The sequence below is a fragment of the Janibacter indicus genome (genome assembly GCF_900176385.1).
Classification (GTDB): Bacteria; Actinomycetota; Actinomycetes; order Actinomycetales; family Dermatophilaceae; genus Janibacter; species Janibacter indicus.
The window spans coordinates 32,560-48,532 of the sequence record NZ_FWXN01000003.1 but is presented as its reverse complement, the minus strand read 5'-3'; the positions used below and the strand labels follow the sequence as shown (position 1 = coordinate 48,532).

Annotated in this window: 15 protein-coding genes; 1 reads left to right on the top strand and 14 read right to left on the bottom strand. The window is 71.7% G+C overall.

Translation table 11 applies throughout. The features are described from left to right. Nucleotides 1-3: 3 nt before the first annotated feature. The 13 genes from nuoK to B9B60_RS03735 form a co-directional block, all read right to left on the bottom strand. Complete coding sequence (nuoK, locus tag B9B60_RS03795) at nt 4-303, bottom strand: NADH-quinone oxidoreductase subunit NuoK (protein ID WP_084449949.1); 300 nt, start codon at nt 301-303, stop codon at nt 4-6. After that, nucleotides 300-1,067, bottom strand: a complete 768-nt coding sequence (locus tag B9B60_RS03790; protein WP_084449948.1) for an NADH-quinone oxidoreductase subunit J — start codon at nt 1,065-1,067, stop codon at nt 300-302. Before B9B60_RS03790 ends, nuoK begins: the two co-directional genes overlap by 4 nt. After that, nucleotides 1,064-1,663, bottom strand: coding sequence for an NADH-quinone oxidoreductase subunit NuoI (gene nuoI, locus B9B60_RS03785; RefSeq protein ID WP_084449947.1), 600 nt, complete (start codon nt 1,661-1,663; stop codon nt 1,064-1,066). Before nuoI ends, B9B60_RS03790 begins: the two co-directional genes overlap by 4 nt. Next, entirely contained in the window at nt 1,656-3,038 is a 1,383-nt protein-coding gene (gene nuoH / locus B9B60_RS03780; protein ID WP_084449946.1) for an NADH-quinone oxidoreductase subunit NuoH, read from the bottom strand. Before nuoH ends, nuoI begins: the two co-directional genes overlap by 8 nt. Continuing rightward, on the bottom strand, nt 3,035-5,419 hold the full coding sequence (locus B9B60_RS03775) for an NADH-quinone oxidoreductase subunit G (protein ID WP_084449945.1): 2,385 nt from the start codon (nt 5,417-5,419) through the stop codon (nt 3,035-3,037). Before B9B60_RS03775 ends, nuoH begins: the two co-directional genes overlap by 4 nt. Then, nucleotides 5,416-6,735: an NADH-quinone oxidoreductase subunit NuoF gene (gene nuoF / locus B9B60_RS03770; RefSeq protein ID WP_072623682.1), complete on the bottom strand. Its 1,320-nt coding sequence runs from the start codon at nt 6,733-6,735 to the stop codon at nt 5,416-5,418. Before nuoF ends, B9B60_RS03775 begins: the two co-directional genes overlap by 4 nt. Then, nucleotides 6,732-7,589, bottom strand: a complete 858-nt coding sequence (nuoE, locus tag B9B60_RS03765; RefSeq protein WP_084449944.1) for an NADH-quinone oxidoreductase subunit NuoE — start codon at nt 7,587-7,589, stop codon at nt 6,732-6,734. The genes nuoF and nuoE overlap by 4 nt, the downstream gene beginning before the upstream one ends. Further along, a complete protein-coding gene (locus B9B60_RS03760; RefSeq protein ID WP_084449943.1) occupies nt 7,589-8,941 on the bottom strand; it encodes an NADH-quinone oxidoreductase subunit D in 1,353 nt (450 codons plus the stop codon). The genes nuoE and B9B60_RS03760 overlap by 1 nt, the downstream gene beginning before the upstream one ends. Beyond that, nucleotides 8,941-9,756 (bottom strand): NADH-quinone oxidoreductase subunit C, encoded by an 816-nt coding sequence (locus B9B60_RS03755; protein WP_084449942.1) that lies wholly within the window; start codon nt 9,754-9,756, stop codon nt 8,941-8,943. Before B9B60_RS03755 ends, B9B60_RS03760 begins: the two co-directional genes overlap by 1 nt. Then, nucleotides 9,753-10,340, bottom strand: coding sequence for a NuoB/complex I 20 kDa subunit family protein (locus B9B60_RS03750; protein ID WP_084449941.1), 588 nt, complete (start codon nt 10,338-10,340; stop codon nt 9,753-9,755). Before B9B60_RS03750 ends, B9B60_RS03755 begins: the two co-directional genes overlap by 4 nt. 19 nt (nt 10,341-10,359) lie before the next feature. Further along, entirely contained in the window at nt 10,360-10,722 is a 363-nt protein-coding gene (locus tag B9B60_RS03745; RefSeq protein ID WP_185221504.1) for an NADH-quinone oxidoreductase subunit A, read from the bottom strand. Nucleotides 10,723-10,803: 81 nt separating this feature from the next. Further along, on the bottom strand, nt 10,804-12,114 hold the full coding sequence (locus B9B60_RS03740) for a geranylgeranyl reductase family protein (RefSeq protein ID WP_084449940.1): 1,311 nt from the start codon (nt 12,112-12,114) through the stop codon (nt 10,804-10,806). 95 nt (nt 12,115-12,209) lie between these two features. Then, the gene (locus B9B60_RS03735) at nt 12,210-12,902 is read right to left on the bottom strand and encodes a demethylmenaquinone methyltransferase (RefSeq protein ID WP_084449939.1); all 693 of its coding nucleotides are present in this window, start codon (nt 12,900-12,902) and stop codon (nt 12,210-12,212) included. Nucleotides 12,903-12,943: 41 nt separating this feature from the next. Between B9B60_RS03735 and B9B60_RS03730 the strand changes: the two genes are divergently transcribed. Next, entirely contained in the window at nt 12,944-14,245 is a 1,302-nt protein-coding gene (locus B9B60_RS03730; protein WP_084450135.1) for an isochorismate synthase, read from the top strand. Here the strand turns inward: B9B60_RS03730 and menD are convergent. Beyond that, on the bottom strand, nt 14,242-15,963 hold the full coding sequence (gene menD / locus B9B60_RS03725) for a 2-succinyl-5-enolpyruvyl-6-hydroxy-3-cyclohexene-1-carboxylic-acid synthase (protein WP_084449938.1): 1,722 nt from the start codon (nt 15,961-15,963) through the stop codon (nt 14,242-14,244). The two genes, B9B60_RS03730 and menD, sit on opposite strands and share 4 nt — an antisense overlap. Nucleotides 15,964-15,973 lie beyond the last annotated feature (10 nt).

The following is a 15,973-nucleotide window of genomic DNA, read 5'->3' as shown; positions in this document are numbered from 1 at the left end:
CCCTTACAGCTTCAGCAGGTTGGCGTCGTCGACGGAGGCCGACCGGCGGGCACGGAAGACGGCCATGATGATGGCCAGTCCGACGACGACCTCGGCGGCGGCCACGACCATGACGAACATGGCGATGACCTGGCCCTCGACGGAGCCGTGCATCCGGGCGAAGGTCACGAAGGCGAGCGACGCGGCGTTGAGCATGAGCTCGACGCCCATGAAGACGATGATCGCGTTGCGGCGCAGCAGGACCGTCGCGCCGCCGATCACGAAGAGGATCGTCGCGAGGTAGATGTAGTTCATCGGGCTCACGGCCGCTCACCTCCCTCGGTCGTGGTCTCGGAGTCCTCGAGCTGGCGGTAGCGCGTCGGCGTGGTCACCTGGTCGCGGGCCACGAGGACGCGGTTGAGCGAGAGCTCGGAGATGCTGCCGTCCGGCAGCAGCGCCGGGGTGTCGACAGCGTTGTGGCGGGCGTAGACGCCCGGCACCGGGAGGCCGGCGAGGTGCTTGCCCTCGCGGAAGCGCTTCTCCATCCACTCGCGCTGGGTCGGCTTGGCGATGATCCGCTCGCGGTGGGCGAAGACCATGGCGCCGATCGCGGCGACGGTGAGCAGTCCGGCCGTCACCTCGAAGAGCCAGACGTACTTGCCGAAGACGAGGTAGGCGATGGCCTCGACGTTGCCGGGGTCGGCGTTGACCTCGGCGAGCGTCGGGTCGCCCTCGTAGACGACCCGGCCGATGGCCGAGAAGAGCACGGCCAGACCCACGACCGAGACGAGCAGCGTGAGCAGTCGCTGGCCGCGCAGGGTCTCCACGAGCGAGGAGGAGTGGTCGACGCCGACGAGCATGACGACGAAGAGGAAGAGCATCATCACCGCGCCGGTGTACACGAAGATGTGCACGACGCCGAGGAAGTGCGCCTCCTGCAGCAGGTAGAAGACGCCGAGGACGATCATCGTCGTCACCATGCCGATGGCGGCGTGCACGGCCTTGCGGGCGAAGAGCAGGGCGAGCGCTCCGGGGACGGCGATGCAGCTGAGCACCCAGAAGACGACTGCCTCACCGGTGCCGGTCATCGGGTCTCCTCCGTGCTCGCGTGCTGCTCGACCCACTCGCGCTGCTCGGGCGTCGCCGTGGCGACCTTGCCCTGGTAGTAGTCGCGCTCCTCCATGCCCTCGACCATCGGGTGGGGCGCGGGCAGCATGCCCTCCTGGAGGGGGGCGAGGAGCTGCTCCTTGGTGAAGATCAGGTCGGCGCGGTTGTTGTCGGCGAGCTCGTACTCGTTGGTCATCGTGAGCGCGCGCGTCGGGCAGGCCTCGATGCACAGCCCGCAGAAGATACAGCGCAGGTAGTTGATCTGGTAGATGTGCCCGTAGCGCTCGCCGGGGCTGAAGCGCAGCCCCCGCTCGTCGTCGTTGCCGCGCCCCTCGACGAGGATCGCGTCGGCCGGGCAGGCCCAGGCGCACAGCTCGCAGCCGACGCACTTCTCCAGCCCGTCGGGGTGGCGGTTGAGCTGGTGGCGGCCGTGGAAGCGCGGCTGGGTGGGCCACTTGACCTCGGGGTACTCCTGGGTGGCGACCTTGCGAAACATCGTCGCGAAGGTCACGCCGAACCCGGCCACGGGGGCGAAGAGCTCGGAGAAGAACCCTCCCTGGGCGTCGTCGTCAGCCACGGTGCTCCTCCTCGGAGGTGGGGGTGGACGCAGGCTTGGTGTCGATGGCGGTGCCGCCGCGCGGCGCCTCGACGAGTCGCTGGCCGGGCAGCGGGGGCACGGGGTAGCCCTCGGCCCACGGGTCGACCTCGTCGGGGACCTCGGCGGCGGTCTCGGCCTCCTTGGCCCGCTGCTCGACCTTGGTCTCCCAGATCCACGTCGAGCCCAGGACGAGGACCGCGAGGACCCCGACGATGATCAGCGACGAGATGGGCAGCTCGCGGCCGAGCAGGCCCACGGTGCCGTCACCGAAGAAGCCGGCGTCGGCGCCGCGGATGAAGGCGACGGCGATGACCCAGGCGACGGTGACCGGGATGAGGAACTTCCAGCCGAAGCGCATGAACTGGTCGTAGCGGGTGCGGGGCAGGGTGCCGCGCAGCCAGACGAAGAAGAACATGAACATCCACAGCTTGAGCGAGAACCACAGCAGACCCCACCAGCCGGTGTTGAGCATGCCGTCGCCGATCGCGGCGATGCCGGGAGGCGCCTGCCAGCCGCCGAGGAAGAGCGTCGTCGCCAGGGCCGAGACGGTGAACATGTTGATGTACTCGCCGAGGAAGAACATCGCGAAGCGCATGCCGGAGTACTCGGTGAAGTAGCCACCGACGATCTCACCCTCGCCCTCGGCGAGGTCGAAGGGCAGGCGGTTGGTCTCGCCGACCATCGTGATGACGTAGATGACGAAGGAGACGCACGCCGGGACGATGTACCAGAGGTCGCTCTGGGCGGCGACGATCTCGCTCGTGCTCATCGAGCCCGCGTACATGAAGACGGCGACGAGGGCCAGGCCCATGGCGATCTCGTAGGAGATCAGCTGGGCGGTGGCGCGCAGGCCGCCGAGGAGCGGGTAGGTCGATCCGGCGGACCAGCCGCCGAGGACGATGCCGTATGCCGCGACCCCCGCGACCGCGAGGACGAGCAGCGCGGCGACCGGCAGGTCGGTCAGCTGCAGCGGGGTGTGGTGACCAAACATCCACACCATGCCGCCGAGCGGCATGATCGAGAAGGCGACGAAGGCCATCGACGCGAAGATCACCGGCGCGATGGTGAAGATCAGGGCGTCGGCCCCCTTGGGGCGCACGTCCTCCTTGAACATCGACTTCATGCCGTCGGCAAGGGTCTGCAGCAGGCCGAAGGGGCCGTTGCGGTTGGGGCCGGGACGCTGCTGCATCCGGCCGATGACGCGACGCTCGAACCAGATGACGAGCAGCACCGACAGGAGCAGGTAGACGAAGAGCAGCACCGCCTTGACGAGCGAGAGCCACAGGGGCGTGTCGCTGAAGTCCGCGGGAACCGGCGTGTCGGCTGCGGCGGCGAGGAGGGTCAGACTGCTCATGCCGCACCCCCCTTCGTCACGGAGACGATCGCTCCGGCTCGACCGGAGAGGCTGCGCAGGTCGCAGCTCTCGGAGTGGGTCGGCAACCACACGACGTGGTCGACCATGTCGCGCACGAGGACCGGCACGGTGACCCGCACGTCCTCGGCGCTCACCGTCACGAGGTCACCCTCGACGAGGCCGAGGCCCTGGGCGGTGGCCGGTGAGACGAGCGCCCGGGGCGCCTGCGCGGTGCCGGCGAGGAAGGGCTCGCCGTCCTGGAGGGAGCCCTTGTCGAGCAGCAGACGCCAGGTCGCGAGGACGAGCTCGCCCTCCCCCGGCACCGCGGGCTCGGCCTGCGGCACCTGGGTCGCCTCGCCGCTCGCGCGGGGAGCCGGCGTGGCCTCCATCGAGCGGCGGGCCTCGGCCGTGGTGCGGGTCCCGAGGAACTCGCCCATCTCGTCGGCGAGCATGTGCAGCACCCGGTGGTCGGGCAGGGCCGTGGTCGACAAGGCAGCCTCGAAGGGCCGCACCCGCCCCTCCCAGTTGATGAAGGCCCCCTCCCGCTCGGCGTGCGGCGCCACGGGGAGGACGACGTCGGCGTGCTCGGTGACGCTGCTCGGGCGGATCTCCAGCGACACGACGAAGGCGCGCTCCAGGGCGCGCGAGGTCAGCTCCTCGGGCAGGCCGGTGTCGCGGACGTCCACGCCACCGACGACGAGGCCGCCGATGGTGCCCTCCGCGGCGGCGTGGATGATGCCGGCGGTGTCCTTGCCCCCGTCGCCCGGAAGGCAGCCGGCCTCGATCGCGCCGCGCTCGCCCGCCCTGCGCGGGATCCACGCGAGCCGGGCGCCGGTCGCCCCGGCGAGCTCGGCGGCCGCGGCGAGGGCCGCGGGGACGGTCCCCAGGCGCTCGCCGACGAGGATGATCGGCCGCTCGCCACGCAGCGCGGCGTGGGCTGCGGTGAGGGCGTCACCGTCGGAGCCGGGGCCCACCTCGCCGGTGAGCGCGGTGAGCACCTCGGTCTCGGTGCCCGGCGCGGCGGGGATGAGCCTCCCGCCGAGCTTGCCCAGCCCGCGGGTCGCCAGCGGCGCGACGGAGTAGACGGTGGTCCCGGCCTTGCGGTGGGCCTTGCGCAGGCGGAGGAAGAGGATCGCGCTCTCCTCCTCGGGCTCGAGCCCGACGAGCAGGACCGACGAAGCCCGCTCGAGGTCGGTGAAGGTCACCCCGCCCGTGTCGGGGGTGGTGCCGACGACGTGCCGGAGCAAGAAGTCACGCTCCTCGTCGGAGTGCGGCCGGGAGCGGTGGTCGATGCTCTCGGTCCGCAGGACCGAGCGGGCGAGGGCGGCGTAGGCATGGGCGTCCTCGGCCGTGCCCCGGCCGCCGACGAGCACGCCGTGCCCCTGCGCGGCGCGCAGCCCGTCGGCCGCCGCGGCCAGGGCCTCCTGCCACGAGACGACCCGCAGCTCGCCGTCGGCGTCACGCACCATCGGCAGCTCGAAGCGGTCACCCAGGCTCGCGTAGGCGAAGGCCCAGCGGCCCTTGTCGCAGTTCCACTCCTCGTTGACCTGGGGGTCGTTGCCGGCCATCCGGCGCAGCACGCTTCCGCGTCGGTGGTCGGTGCGAAGGGAGCACCCCCCGGCGCAGTGCTCGCAGACGTCGGGCGTGGAGACGAGGTCGAAGGGCCGCGCCCGGAAGCGGTAGGCGGCGCCGGTGAGCGCGCCGACCGGGCAGATCTGGACCGTGTTGCCCGAGAAGTAGGACTCGAAGGGCTGCTCCTCGTAGATGCCGACCTGCTGCAGCGCCCCGCGCTCGACGAGGGCGATGAAGGGGTCGCCGGCGATCTGGTCCGAAAAGCGGGTGCAGCGGGCGCACAGCACGCAGCGCTCGCGGTCGAGGAGGACCTGCGAGGAGATGTTGATCGGCTTGGGGTAGGTGCGCTTGACGTCCTCGAAGCGCGAGGTGGCCCGCCCGTTGCTCATCGCCTGGTTCTGCAGCGGGCACTCGCCGCCCTTGTCGCAGACCGGGCAGTCGAGCGGGTGGTTGATGAGGAGCAGCTCCATGACGCCCTGCTGCGCCTTGTCGGCGACCGGCGAGGAGTGCTGGGTGCGCACCTGCATGCCCTCGCTCACGGTCATCGTGCAGCTGGCCTGCGGCTTGGGCATCGGCTTGACGTTGCCCTCGCGGTCGGGGGTCGCGACCTCGACGAGGCACTGGCGGCAGGCGCCGACGGGCTCGAGGAGCGGGTGGTCGCAGAAGCGCGGGATCTGGATCCCGGCCTCCTCGGCCGCCCGGATGACGAGGGTGTCCTTGGGCACGGCGACCGCGATGCCGTCGATGCTGAGGTTGATCAGCTCCGGGGCCGGGGGCGTCTGCTGGTCGGTGGCGTCTGTGACGGTCATGCGGTCACCTGTGCGGTCTCGTGGTGGAAGAGCGTCGAGGCGGCCGGCGGGAAGAGCTCGCTCGCCGGGGTGTGGCACCCGGCCTCGAACTCCTCCCGGAAGTACTTGACCGCCGAGGTGATCGGGCTGGTCGCACCGTCACCGAGGGCGCAGAAGGAGCGGCCGAGGATGTTGTCGCAGATGTCGACGAGCTTGTCGATGTCCTCGGGGGTGCCGTGACCGTGCTCGATCCGCTCGAGGATCTGGGCGAGCCACCACGTGCCCTCACGGCAGGGGGTGCACTTGCCGCACGACTCGTGCTTGTAGAAGTCGGTCCAGCGGCTCACGCAGCGCACGACCGAGACGGTGTCGTCGAAGATCTGCAGCGCCCGGGTGCCGAGCATCGAGCCGTGGGCGGCCACCGACTCGAAGTCGAGCGGCACGTCGAGGTGCTCGCTCGTGAAGATCGGCGTGGACGAGCCACCCGGCGTCCAGAACTTCAGCGGGTGGTTGGGGTCGCGCATGCCGCCGGCCATGTCGATGAGCTCGCGCAGGGTGATGCCGAGCGGCGCCTCGTACTGCCCGGGCCGTTTGACGTGGCCGGAGAGGGAGAAGATGCCGAAGCCCTGGGACTTCTCGGTGCCCATGTCGGCGAACCACTCGGCGCCCTTGCGCATGATGATCGGCACCGAGGCGATCGACTCGACGTTGTTGACCACGGTCGGGCGGGCGTAGAGGCCGGCGACCGCCGGGAAGGGGGGCTTCAGCCTCGGCTGGCCGCGGCGCCCCTCGAGGGAGTCGAGCAGGGCCGTCTCCTCGCCGCAGATGTAGGCGCCGGCACCGGCGTGCACGGTGACGTCGAGGTCGAAGCCGGTCCCGAGGACGTTCTTGCCGAGGTAGCCGGCCGCGTAGGCCTCCTCGACCGCGCGCATGAGGCGTCGGTAGACGTGGACGACCTCGCCGCGCAGGTAGATGAAGGCGTGGTTGCAGCCGATGGCGAAGGAGGTGATCGCCACCCCCTCGACGAGGAAGTGCGGCGCCGCCATGAGCAGCGGGATGTCCTTGCAGGTGCCGGGCTCGGACTCGTCGGCGTTGACGACGAGGTAGCGCGGGCCGCCGTCCGGCGGGGGCAGGAAGCCCCACTTCATGCCGGTCGGGAAGCCGGCGCCGCCGCGGCCGCGCAGGCCGGAGTCCTTGGCCGCCTGGACGAGGTCGGCCGGGTCGCGCTCGAGGGCCTGGCGCAGGGCGGCGTAGCCGTCGTGCTCCTCGTAGGTCGCGAGGGTCCAGGACTGCGGGTGGTCCCAGAACTTCGTGAGGATCGGGGTCAGCGTCGTCACTTGTCGGCCTCCGTACCATCGCTCGTCGGCCGCTCGTCCGGTGCATTGGCCGGGGTGTCGACGGATGTCTGCTCGCCGGCGGCCATGCCCTCGGCCGTCGTGCCGGTCGCCGCCGTCGCGGTCTGGGCGTCGCCCCCTTCGCCCGGTGCGGTCCATCCCTCGCGTCGGGCCACCTCGAGGCCACGAAGGGAGGTCGCCCCGGCTCCCACGCCCTCGTCGGCGAGCCCGTCGGGGAAGCCGGCGAGCACCCGGGAGACCTGCGTGAAGGTGCACACGCGGCTCGGGCCGCGGGTCGGTGCGACCGGGACGCCGGAGCGCAGGTCGTCGACGAGACGAACGGTCGACTCCGGGGTCTGGTTGTCGAAGAACTCCCAGTTGGTCATGACCACCGGGGCGTAGTCGCAGGCGGCATTGCACTCGATGCGCTCGAGGGTGATCTTGCCGTCCTCGGTCGTCTCGTCGTGGCCGATGCCCAGGTGCTCGCTGACGGTCTCCCAGATCTGGTCGCCGCCCATGACCGCGCACAGCGTGTTGGTGCAGACCCCGACGGTGTAGTCGCCGTTGGGGTGGCGCTTGTACTGGGTGTAGAAGGTCGCCACGCCGGAGACCTCGGCGGTCGTCAGGCCCAGCGTCTGGGCGCAGAAGTCGATGCCGCGTCCGGTGACGTAGCCGTCGACGCTCTGCACGAGGTGCAGGAGCGGCAGCAGCGCCGAACGCGCCTGGGGGTAACGCGCCACGACCTGCTCGGCCTCGGCGGACAGCCGCTCGAGCACCTCCGCGGGGTAGGGCTCCTTGCTCTCCGAGGGCACGTGCAGGTGCCCTGAGGCGGTCTGCTCTCCGTAGTGGTTGACCATCAGCGGTCCACCCCTCCCATCACCGGGTCGATCGAGGCGACCGCGACGATGACGTCGGCGAGGTTGCCCCCTTCGCACATGGCCGCGACGGCCTGCAGGTTGTTGAAGCTCGGGTCCCGGAAGTGCGCCCGGTAGGGCCGGGTACCGCCGTCGGAGACGACGTGGCAGCCCAGCTCGCCCTTGGGCGACTCGACGGCGACGTAGGCCTGCCCCGGCGGGACGCGGAAGCCCTCGGTGACGAGCTTGAAGTGGTGAATGAGGGCCTCCATCGAGGTGCCCATGATCTCGCGGATGTGGTCGAGGCTGTTGCCCATGCCGTCACCGCCCACCGCCAGCTGCGAGGGCCAGGCGACGCGCTTGTCGGCGACCATGACCGGCCCGGGGTTGCGCTGCAGCTCGTCGGTGACCTGCTCGACGATCTTCAGGCTCTCGCGCATCTCGGCCAGGCGGATGGCCAGCCGGTCGTAGGCGTCGGCGCCGGTGCGGGTGATGACCTCGAAGTCGTACTTGTCGTAGCCGCAGTAGGGCGTGAGCTTGCGCAGGTCGTGCGGCAGCCCGGTCGAGCGCAGCACCGGCCCGGTGATGCCCAGGGCGGTGCACCCGGTGAGCGAGAGCTCGCCGACGCGCTTGGTCCGGCCCTTGAGGATGGGGTTCTCCAGGAGCAGCTTCTCCAGCTCGCCGATGCCCTTGCGCACCTGCGGGACCATCTCGCGGATCTTGTCGATGGCGCCGTGCGGCAGGTCCTGGGCGACGCCACCGGGGCGGATGTAGGCGTTGTTCATGCGCAGGCCGGTGACGTTTTCGATGACCGACAGGATCCGCTCGCGCTCGCGGAAGCTGATCGTCATGATCGTCGTCGCGCCCATCTCCATGCCGCCCGTGCCGAGGCAGATGAGGTGGCTGGAGATGCGGGTCAGCTCCATCATGAGCACCCGGATCGCGCTGGCCCGCTCGGGGATGTCGTCGGTGATCCCCAGCACCTTTTCGACGGCGAGGCAGTAGGCGGCCTCCTGGAACATCGGCGTCAGGTAGTCCATGCGCGTGCAGAAGGTCACCCCCTGCGTCCACGTGCGGAACTCCATGTTCTTCTCGATGCCGGTGTGGAGGTAGCCGATGCCGGCCCGGGCCTCGGTCACCGTCTCGCCGTCGAGCTCGAGGATGAGGCGGAGCACGCCGTGCGTCGACGGGTGCTGCGGGCCCATGTTGAGGACGATGCGCTCCTCGGGGTTCATCCCGAGCTCGCCCATCTCCTGGTCCCAGTCGCCGCCCTGGACGTTGACGATCCGGCCCTCGGCGAGGTCGTCGGCGCCCGGCGTCGCGTGGACCCGGCCGCCCTGCGTGTGCGTAGCCATCAGGTGTACGACCTCCGCTCATCGGGCGGCGGCACGGTGCCGCCCTTGTACTCCACCGGGATGCCGCCCAGCGGGTAGTCCTTGCGCTGCGGGTGCCCGGCCCAGTCGTCGGGCATGAGGATCCGGGTGAGCGACGGGTGCCCGTCGAAGACCACGCCGAACATGTCCCACGTCTCACGCTCGTGCCAGTCGGCGGCGGGATAGGTCTCGACGATGCTCGGGATGTGCGGGTCGGCGTCGGGGGCGGTGACCTCGACGCGCAGTCGGCGACCGCCGTGGGTGATCGACAGCAGGTGGTAGGCCACGTGCAGCTCGCGGCCGCTCTCCTGCGGGAAGTGCACGCCGGAGACCGACATGCACATCTCGAAGCGCAGGTCGGGGCGGTCGCGCAGGGCTCGCATGACGACCGGCAGGTCCTCACGGGCGACGTGCAGGGTCAGCTCGCCACGGTGGACGACGACCCGCGCGAGCAGGTCGCCCCCGGTCGCGTCGGCGAGGGTGTCGACGACCTCGTCGAACCAGCCGCCGTAGGGGCGCTCGCTCGCGCCGGGGAAGGCGACGGTCGTCTTGAGCCCGCCGTAGCCGGAGGTGTCCTGGCCCTGGCGGGCACCGAACATGCCGCGTCGCTCGTCGCGCACCACGGGGGCGTGCGCGGGGTCGACCTCGCCGGCACCCTCCCCTTCGACATTGCTGTACTCGACCGGCTGGTTGCCGCCGGTGAGCGCCTGGGTCGAGGGGAAGCCCTTGTTGGCGGTGCCGCTCAGGCCGACGCCGTCCGGGTGGACGCCCTCGGCGGGCTTGTCGATCTCGCTCATGCCAGGAGGTTCCTTCCGAGCAGGCCCTCGTGGTCGTGCGTCGGGGGCTGCAGCTCCGTCGGGGTGGCGCCCAGGGCCGCCTGCTCGGCGGCGCGGGCAGCCGCGACCCGGTTGACCCCGAGCGGGGTGCTCTGGATCTGCTGGTGCAGCTCGATGATGGCGTTGAGCAGCATCTCGGGGCGGGGCGGGCAGCCGGGCAGGTAGATGTCGACCGGGATGATGTGGTCGACGCCCTGGACGATCGCGTAGTTGTTGAACATCCCGCCGGAGCTGGCGCACACACCCATCGAGATGACCCACTTGGGGTTGGCCATCTGGTCGTAGACCTGACGCACGACCGGGGCCATCTTGTTGCTCACCCGACCGGCGACGATCATCAGGTCGGCCTGACGCGGCGTCGCCGCGAAGCGCTCCATGCCGAAGCGCGCCAGGTCGTAGTGCGGCGTGCCGACGGCCATCATCTCGATGGCGCAGCAGGCCAGGCCGAAGGTGGCCGGCCAGATCGACGCCTTGCGCATGTAGCCGGCGAGATTTTCGACCGTCGTCAGGGCGATGCCCGACGGCAGCTTCTCCTCGATCCCCATTGATCCGTCTCCGTCCTCGTCAGTCCCACTCGAACCCGCCGCGGCGCCATACGTAGGCATCCGCGATGAAGAACGCGTTGAACAGGAAAAGCACCACGGCAGCGAGGGTGAAGGCCCCGAGCTCGTCGAAGGCGACGGCGAAGGGGTAGAGGAAGAGCGCCTCGATGTCGAAGATGATGAACAGCATCGCGGTCAGGTAGTACTTGACCGGGAAGCGGCCGCCCTCGGCGGCCTGCGGCGTGGGCTGGATGCCGCACTCGTAGGCCTGGGCCTTGGCGGCGTTGTAGCGCGCCGGGCCGACGACCAGGCTCGTCCCGACGGACACCAGCGCGAAGCCGAGCCCGAGGGCGAAGAGGATGAGCAGCGGGATGTACGGGTTCATCACTGCCCCTGCCTTTCTGACGTCATGTGATGCAGGCCATGTCCAATCCTAGGGGTGACCTGCGCCACGCCAGCAGCCGACCTACGCATTGGGGGCCACCCGGGTCATGAGCTGGACGAGACGGTCGTCGAGACCGCCCCCCTTCTCCTCCGGAAGGTTGGCCATGAGCTTGAGCATGAACTTCATCAGGGTCTGGCGGGGCAGCCCGTACTTCGTCGCCAGACGCATGATCTCCGGCTTGCCGATGAGCTTGGCGAACTGCGCGCCCAAGGTGAAGTAGCCGCCGTGCATGGCCTTCATCCGGTCGACGTAGGAGAGCAGGACGCGCTCGCGGTCGGCCGCCGTCGGGCGGGCCAGGGCCTGCACGATCGTCTCGGCGGCCGCGTGCCCGGCCTCGAGCGCGTAGTCGATGCCCTCGCCGTTGAAGGGGTTGACCATGCCGCCGGAGTCACCCACGAGCATGAGCCCGTCGGCGTAGAGCGGCTGCCGGTTGAAGGCCATCGGCAGGGCCGCCGCGGTGATCTCACCGCTGATCGTGCCCTCGTTGATGCCCCACTCGGCCGGCATCGTCTCGACCCAACGACGCATGACGTCCTTGTAGTCGGTGCGCCCGAAGGCCTCGGAGGTGTTGAGCACGCCGAGGCCGATGTTGGAGCGTCCGTCACCCAGGCCGAAGAGCCAGCCGTAGCCCGGCATGAGGATGCGCCCCCCTTCGGGCGTCGTCGACCACAGCTCGAGGTGGCTCTCGAGGTACTCGTCGTCGTGGCGGGGGGTCTCGTAGTAGGCCCGCACGGCCACGGCCATCGGCCGGTCCTCGCGCTTCTCGCGGCCCATCTTCACCGACAGGCGGGAGGAGACCCCGTCGGCGGCGACGACCACCGGGGCCCGGTAGGTCTCGGTCTCGCCCGTGGCGCGACCGCGCTCGTCGACGACCTTGGCGACCACTCCGACGATGCGGCCGCTCTCGTCGCGGACCGGCTCGGAGACGTTGCGGCCCTCGAGCAGCTCGGCGCCGGAGGAGGCGGCGTGCCGGGCGAGGACCTCGTCGAGGTCCTGCCGCGCCCGGACCATGCCGTAGCCCGGGAAGGAGGTCACGTCGGGCCAGTCCAGCTGCAGACGCATGCCGCCGCCGATGATGCGCAGGCCCTTGTTGTGCGCCCAGCCGTCGGTCTCCGACAGCGGGATGCCGAGGTTGATCAGCTGGCGGACCGCGCGGGGGGTCAGCCCGTCACCGCAGATCTTGTCGCGCGGGAAGCGCGACTTCTCCAGCAGGACGACGTCCTTGCCGGCCTTCGCCAGCCAGGCCGCGGTGGCGCTGCCCCCCGGGCCGGCTCCGACGACGATGACGTCGACACTGCGGTCCCCGTCGGCCGCAGGCAGTGCACTGGTCACGAAACTTCCTCAGCTGCTTGTGAAGCATTTCACGATCGCGGGTGACACTACCCGGCGGAAACTTCACGGGTCACACAGGTAGACCTAACCCGACGTCAGCTCTTGGTGGCTCGGTGCAGCGCGACGATGCCCCCGGTGAGGTTGCGCCACTCGACCCCGCCCCAACCGGCGCCGGAGATCATCTGCGCGAGCGGCTCCTGCGCCGGCCAGCTCTGGATCGACTCGGCGAGGTAGACGTAGGACTCGGGGTTGGAGCTCAGCCGCCGCGCCACGGGCGGGAAGGCCGCCATGAGGTACTCGGAGTAGATCGTGCGGAAGGCCCGGTTGACCGGCTGGCTGAACTCGCAGATGAGCAGGCGCCCGCCCGGCGTGGCGACCCGGAGGAACTCGCGCAGCGCCACCTCCGGCTCGACGACGTTGCGGAAGCCGAAGGACATCGTCACGACGTCGAAGGACGCGTCGGCGAAGGGCAGCCGGGTCGCGTCGGCCGCGGTGAAATCCAGCTCGGGGCTCTGCTTGCGGCCCTGGCGCAGCATGCCGAGGGAGAAGTCGGCCGAGGCGACCTGCGCGCCGGCCTCGCGCAGGGGGATCGACGAGGAGCCGGGGCCGGCCGCGATGTCGAGGATCCGCTCCCCCGGCTGCGGGTCGATGGACTGCACGACCGCCCGACGCCACAGCCGCGTCTGACCCAGCGACATCACGTCGTTCATCAGGTCGTACTTCGCGGCGGTCTCGTCGAACATCGCGGCGACGTCCTTGGGGTCCTTCTGCAGGGTGGCGCGGCTCATGTCCTCATCCTCGCACCCGCCGCCGTAGGCTGATGCCCGACATGTCATCCCCTTCGCCTGCCGACGCCCCCACCCCGCGCGGCGTCCCCCACCCCGCTCTCGTCGTCCGCACCATCGCCGTCCCCACGGCACGCGTCGCGGACCTGCTCTCGCTCCTCCCCGAGCCCGAGGACGCCGGCGACGTCGTCTCGTGGGTGCGCAAGGGCGAGGGCTTCGTCGGCTGGGGCCGGGTGGCCACGTTCACCGCGAGCGGGCCGGAGCGCTTCGAGCAGGCCCAGGAGTGGTGGCGCCAGGTGACGGCGGAGGCGATCGTCCGCGACGACGTCGACGAGCCGGGTACCGGTCCGATCGCCTTCGGCTCGATGGCCTACTCGCGTCGGTCGGGCACCGAGTCGGTCCTCGTCGTCCCCGAGGTCGTCGTCGGCCGCCGCGGCGACCTGGCCTGGGTCACGACGATCACGACCGACGCGACCGTCCCAGCCGCCGACGAGCCGCTCGACCGGCAGCCCGCGCCGCAGGGACCTGGTGCGGTCGAGTTCGCCGACCTCGACCTCGCCGCCGACCGCTGGGCCGAGGCCGTCGACGAGGCAGTCTCCCGGATCAACGCCGGCGACCTCGACAAGGTCGTGCTCGCCCGGTCCGTGCGCGCCACCGCCACCCGGCGCATCGACCCGCGCTGGGTGCTCGCCCGGCTGGCCGACGACTACGACACCACGTGGGTCTTCGCCGTCGACGGTCTCGTCGGCGCCACCCCCGAGATGCTCGTGCGCCTCGAGCGGGGCCTCGTGACCTCGCGGGTGCTCGCCGGCACGATCCGGCGCACCGGCGACGACAGCCACGACCTGGCCCTCGCCGGGTCCCTCGCCCGCAGCAGCAAGGACCTCGAGGAGCACGAGTACGCCGTGCGTTCGGTCGCCGACGCCCTCGCCGCGCACACCTCGTCGATCAACGTGCCGGACTCCCCCTTCGTCCTGCACCTCAACAACGTCATGCACCTGGCAACCGACGTCGCGGGCGTCGTCGACGACGACTCCACGTCGCTCGCGCTGGCCGCGTCGCTCCACCCGAGCGCCGCCGTGTGCGGCACGCCCACCCTCCTCGCCGACGACGTCATCGGCGAGCTCGAGCAGATGGACCGGGGCCGCTACGCCGGCCCCGTGGGCTGGATGGACGCCTCTGGCGACGGCGAGTGGGGCATCGCCCTGCGCTGCGGCGCCTACGAGAGCGCCGGCTCGCTGCGGCTCTACGCCGGCTGCGGCATCGTCGCCGGCTCGGTCGCCGCCGACGAGGTCGCCGAGTCGGTGGCCAAGCTGCTGCCGATGCGCACCGCCCTGGGCGGTTAGTCCCGCCCGCCCAGCGCCGCCACGACCGTCTCGCGGGCCAGCCGCCCCGCCTCGCGGCGCGCGGCCCCGTCGACCGGCACCCGCACGACCCGGATCCCCTCGCTCGGGCGCGCGACGAGCGCGGTGAGCTGCTCCACCGACGTCGCCGTGGTCGCCGGTACCCCGTGGGCGGCGCAGAGCACCTCGATGTCGGTGCCGGTCGGCGTCGTGAAGAGCCGGCGCATGGGTCCGGCGAGCTCGTCGGCGCCGTACTCGAGCGTGGTGAAGATGCTCCCCCCGTCGTCGTCGACGACGACGACTGTCAGGTCCGGGCGTGGTTCGTCGGGGCCGACGAGCAGGCCGTTGGCGTCGTGGAGGAAGGTCAGGTCACCGAGCACGGCCACCGTCGGGCCGCTGCGGGAGAGCGCCAGGCCGGCGGCGGTCGAGACGCAGCCGTCGATGCCGGCGAGGCCGCGGCTGGTGACCACCTCGACCGCGTCGCGCACGCGCGCGACCCCGTGGCCGAGGTCGCGGGCCACGCTGCTGCTCCCGAGGAAGAGCGCCGCCCCGTCGGGCACCGCCTCGTGTATGGCGCGGGCCACGGCGGGCCCGTCGAGGTCGTCGCCGGTCGGCGCGAGCGCAGCGGCGACGGCCTCGCCGGCCGCCAGCCACTCGCGGGCGAAGGGGGTCGGCTCCTGGCCCTCGCCGTCGGTCCGCAGCGCCGCGAGGGGATGGACGGCCGCAGCCGCGTGGGTGGCGTCGGCCCACCCGCCGGCGCCGGGCTCGCCGCTCGTGACGACCTCGACCCGCAGACCGGGGGTGCGGGTCAGCGCGGGGACGGCCCGGCCGAGGGTGGGACGGCCGACGACGACGACGCGCGAAGGGAGGTGCTCGCCCACCCAGTCGGTCGCGGCGAGCAGCCGGTCACCGTGTGGGAGCACCAGTCGGCCCGTGCCGGGGCCCGGCTCGGCGATGACGGGGGCTCCGTGGTGGTCGGCCCACGCCAGGGCCGCTGCCCGGTGCTCGACGGTCGGTAGCTCCCCGACCACGACGAGGGTGCGGGCGTCGTGCACGAGCGGGGCCCCGGGTCCGTCGAGGACCGCCGGGGGCGCGGCCAGCGTGACCCACGGCGCGTCGTCGGGGCGGCCCGCGAGCGCCGGGTGCGGGGCGACGGCGAGAGCACCGGGCGCGAGCGGGTCGCGGTAGGGCAGGTCGAGGTGGACCGGCCCGGCCGTGCCCGCACCGCCGAGCGCCCCGGTGGCGGCGGCGACGGCCCGGGCGGCTGCCGTGCGCCACGCCGGCGCCTGCCGGTCGGGGTCCGCGGGCGTCTCGAGCTCGAGAGCGAGGCGCACCGTGTCACCGAAGACCCCTGGCTGGACGGTCGCCTGGTTGGCCCCGACACCGCGCAGCTCGGGCGGGCGGTCGGCCGTGAGCAGCAGCAGCGGGACGGCACCGTGGTGCGCCTCGAGGACGGCCGGGTGGAGGTTGGCGACCGCGGTTCCGCTCGTCGTGACGACGGCTGCGGGGCGGCGCGAGGTCTTGGCCAGGCCGAGCGCGAGGAAGGCCGCGCTGCGCTCGTCGACCCGCACGTGCAGCCGCAGCCGCCCGGCGGCGTCGAGGTCGTGGGCGGCGTAGGCCAGCGGCGCCGAGCGGGACCCCGGGCACAGGACGAGCTCGCGCACCCCGAGGCGGACGAGCTCGTCGAGGAGCACGCGGGCACCGGCGGTCGAGGGGTTCACGCGCCCGATC

What these genes read in the sequence shown, in the direction of transcription:
- B9B60_RS03790 (WP_084449948.1), bottom strand. Translation starts at nt 1,067, where the DNA reads ATGACCGGCACCGGTGAGGCAGTCGTCTTCTGGGTGCTCAGCTGCATC.
- nuoH (WP_084449946.1), bottom strand. Translation starts at nt 3,038, where the DNA reads ATGAGCAGTCTGACCCTCCTCGCCGCCGCAGCCGACACGCCGGTTCCC.
- B9B60_RS03775 (WP_084449945.1), bottom strand. Translation starts at nt 5,419, where the DNA reads ATGACCGTCACAGACGCCACCGACCAGCAGACGCCCCCGGCCCCGGAG.
- nuoE (WP_084449944.1), bottom strand. Translation starts at nt 7,589, where the DNA reads ATGGTCAACCACTACGGAGAGCAGACCGCCTCAGGGCACCTGCACGTG.
- B9B60_RS03760 (WP_084449943.1), bottom strand. Translation starts at nt 8,941, where the DNA reads ATGGCTACGCACACGCAGGGCGGCCGGGTCCACGCGACGCCGGGCGCC.
- B9B60_RS03755 (WP_084449942.1), bottom strand. Translation starts at nt 9,756, where the DNA reads ATGAGCGAGATCGACAAGCCCGCCGAGGGCGTCCACCCGGACGGCGTC.
- B9B60_RS03750 (WP_084449941.1), bottom strand. Translation starts at nt 10,340, where the DNA reads ATGGGGATCGAGGAGAAGCTGCCGTCGGGCATCGCCCTGACGACGGTC.
- B9B60_RS03745 (WP_185221504.1), bottom strand. Translation starts at nt 10,722, where the DNA reads ATGAACCCGTACATCCCGCTGCTCATCCTCTTCGCCCTCGGGCTCGGC.
- B9B60_RS03735 (WP_084449939.1), bottom strand. Translation starts at nt 12,902, where the DNA reads ATGAGCCGCGCCACCCTGCAGAAGGACCCCAAGGACGTCGCCGCGATG.
- B9B60_RS03730 (WP_084450135.1), top strand. Translation starts at nt 12,944, where the DNA reads ATGTCATCCCCTTCGCCTGCCGACGCCCCCACCCCGCGCGGCGTCCCC.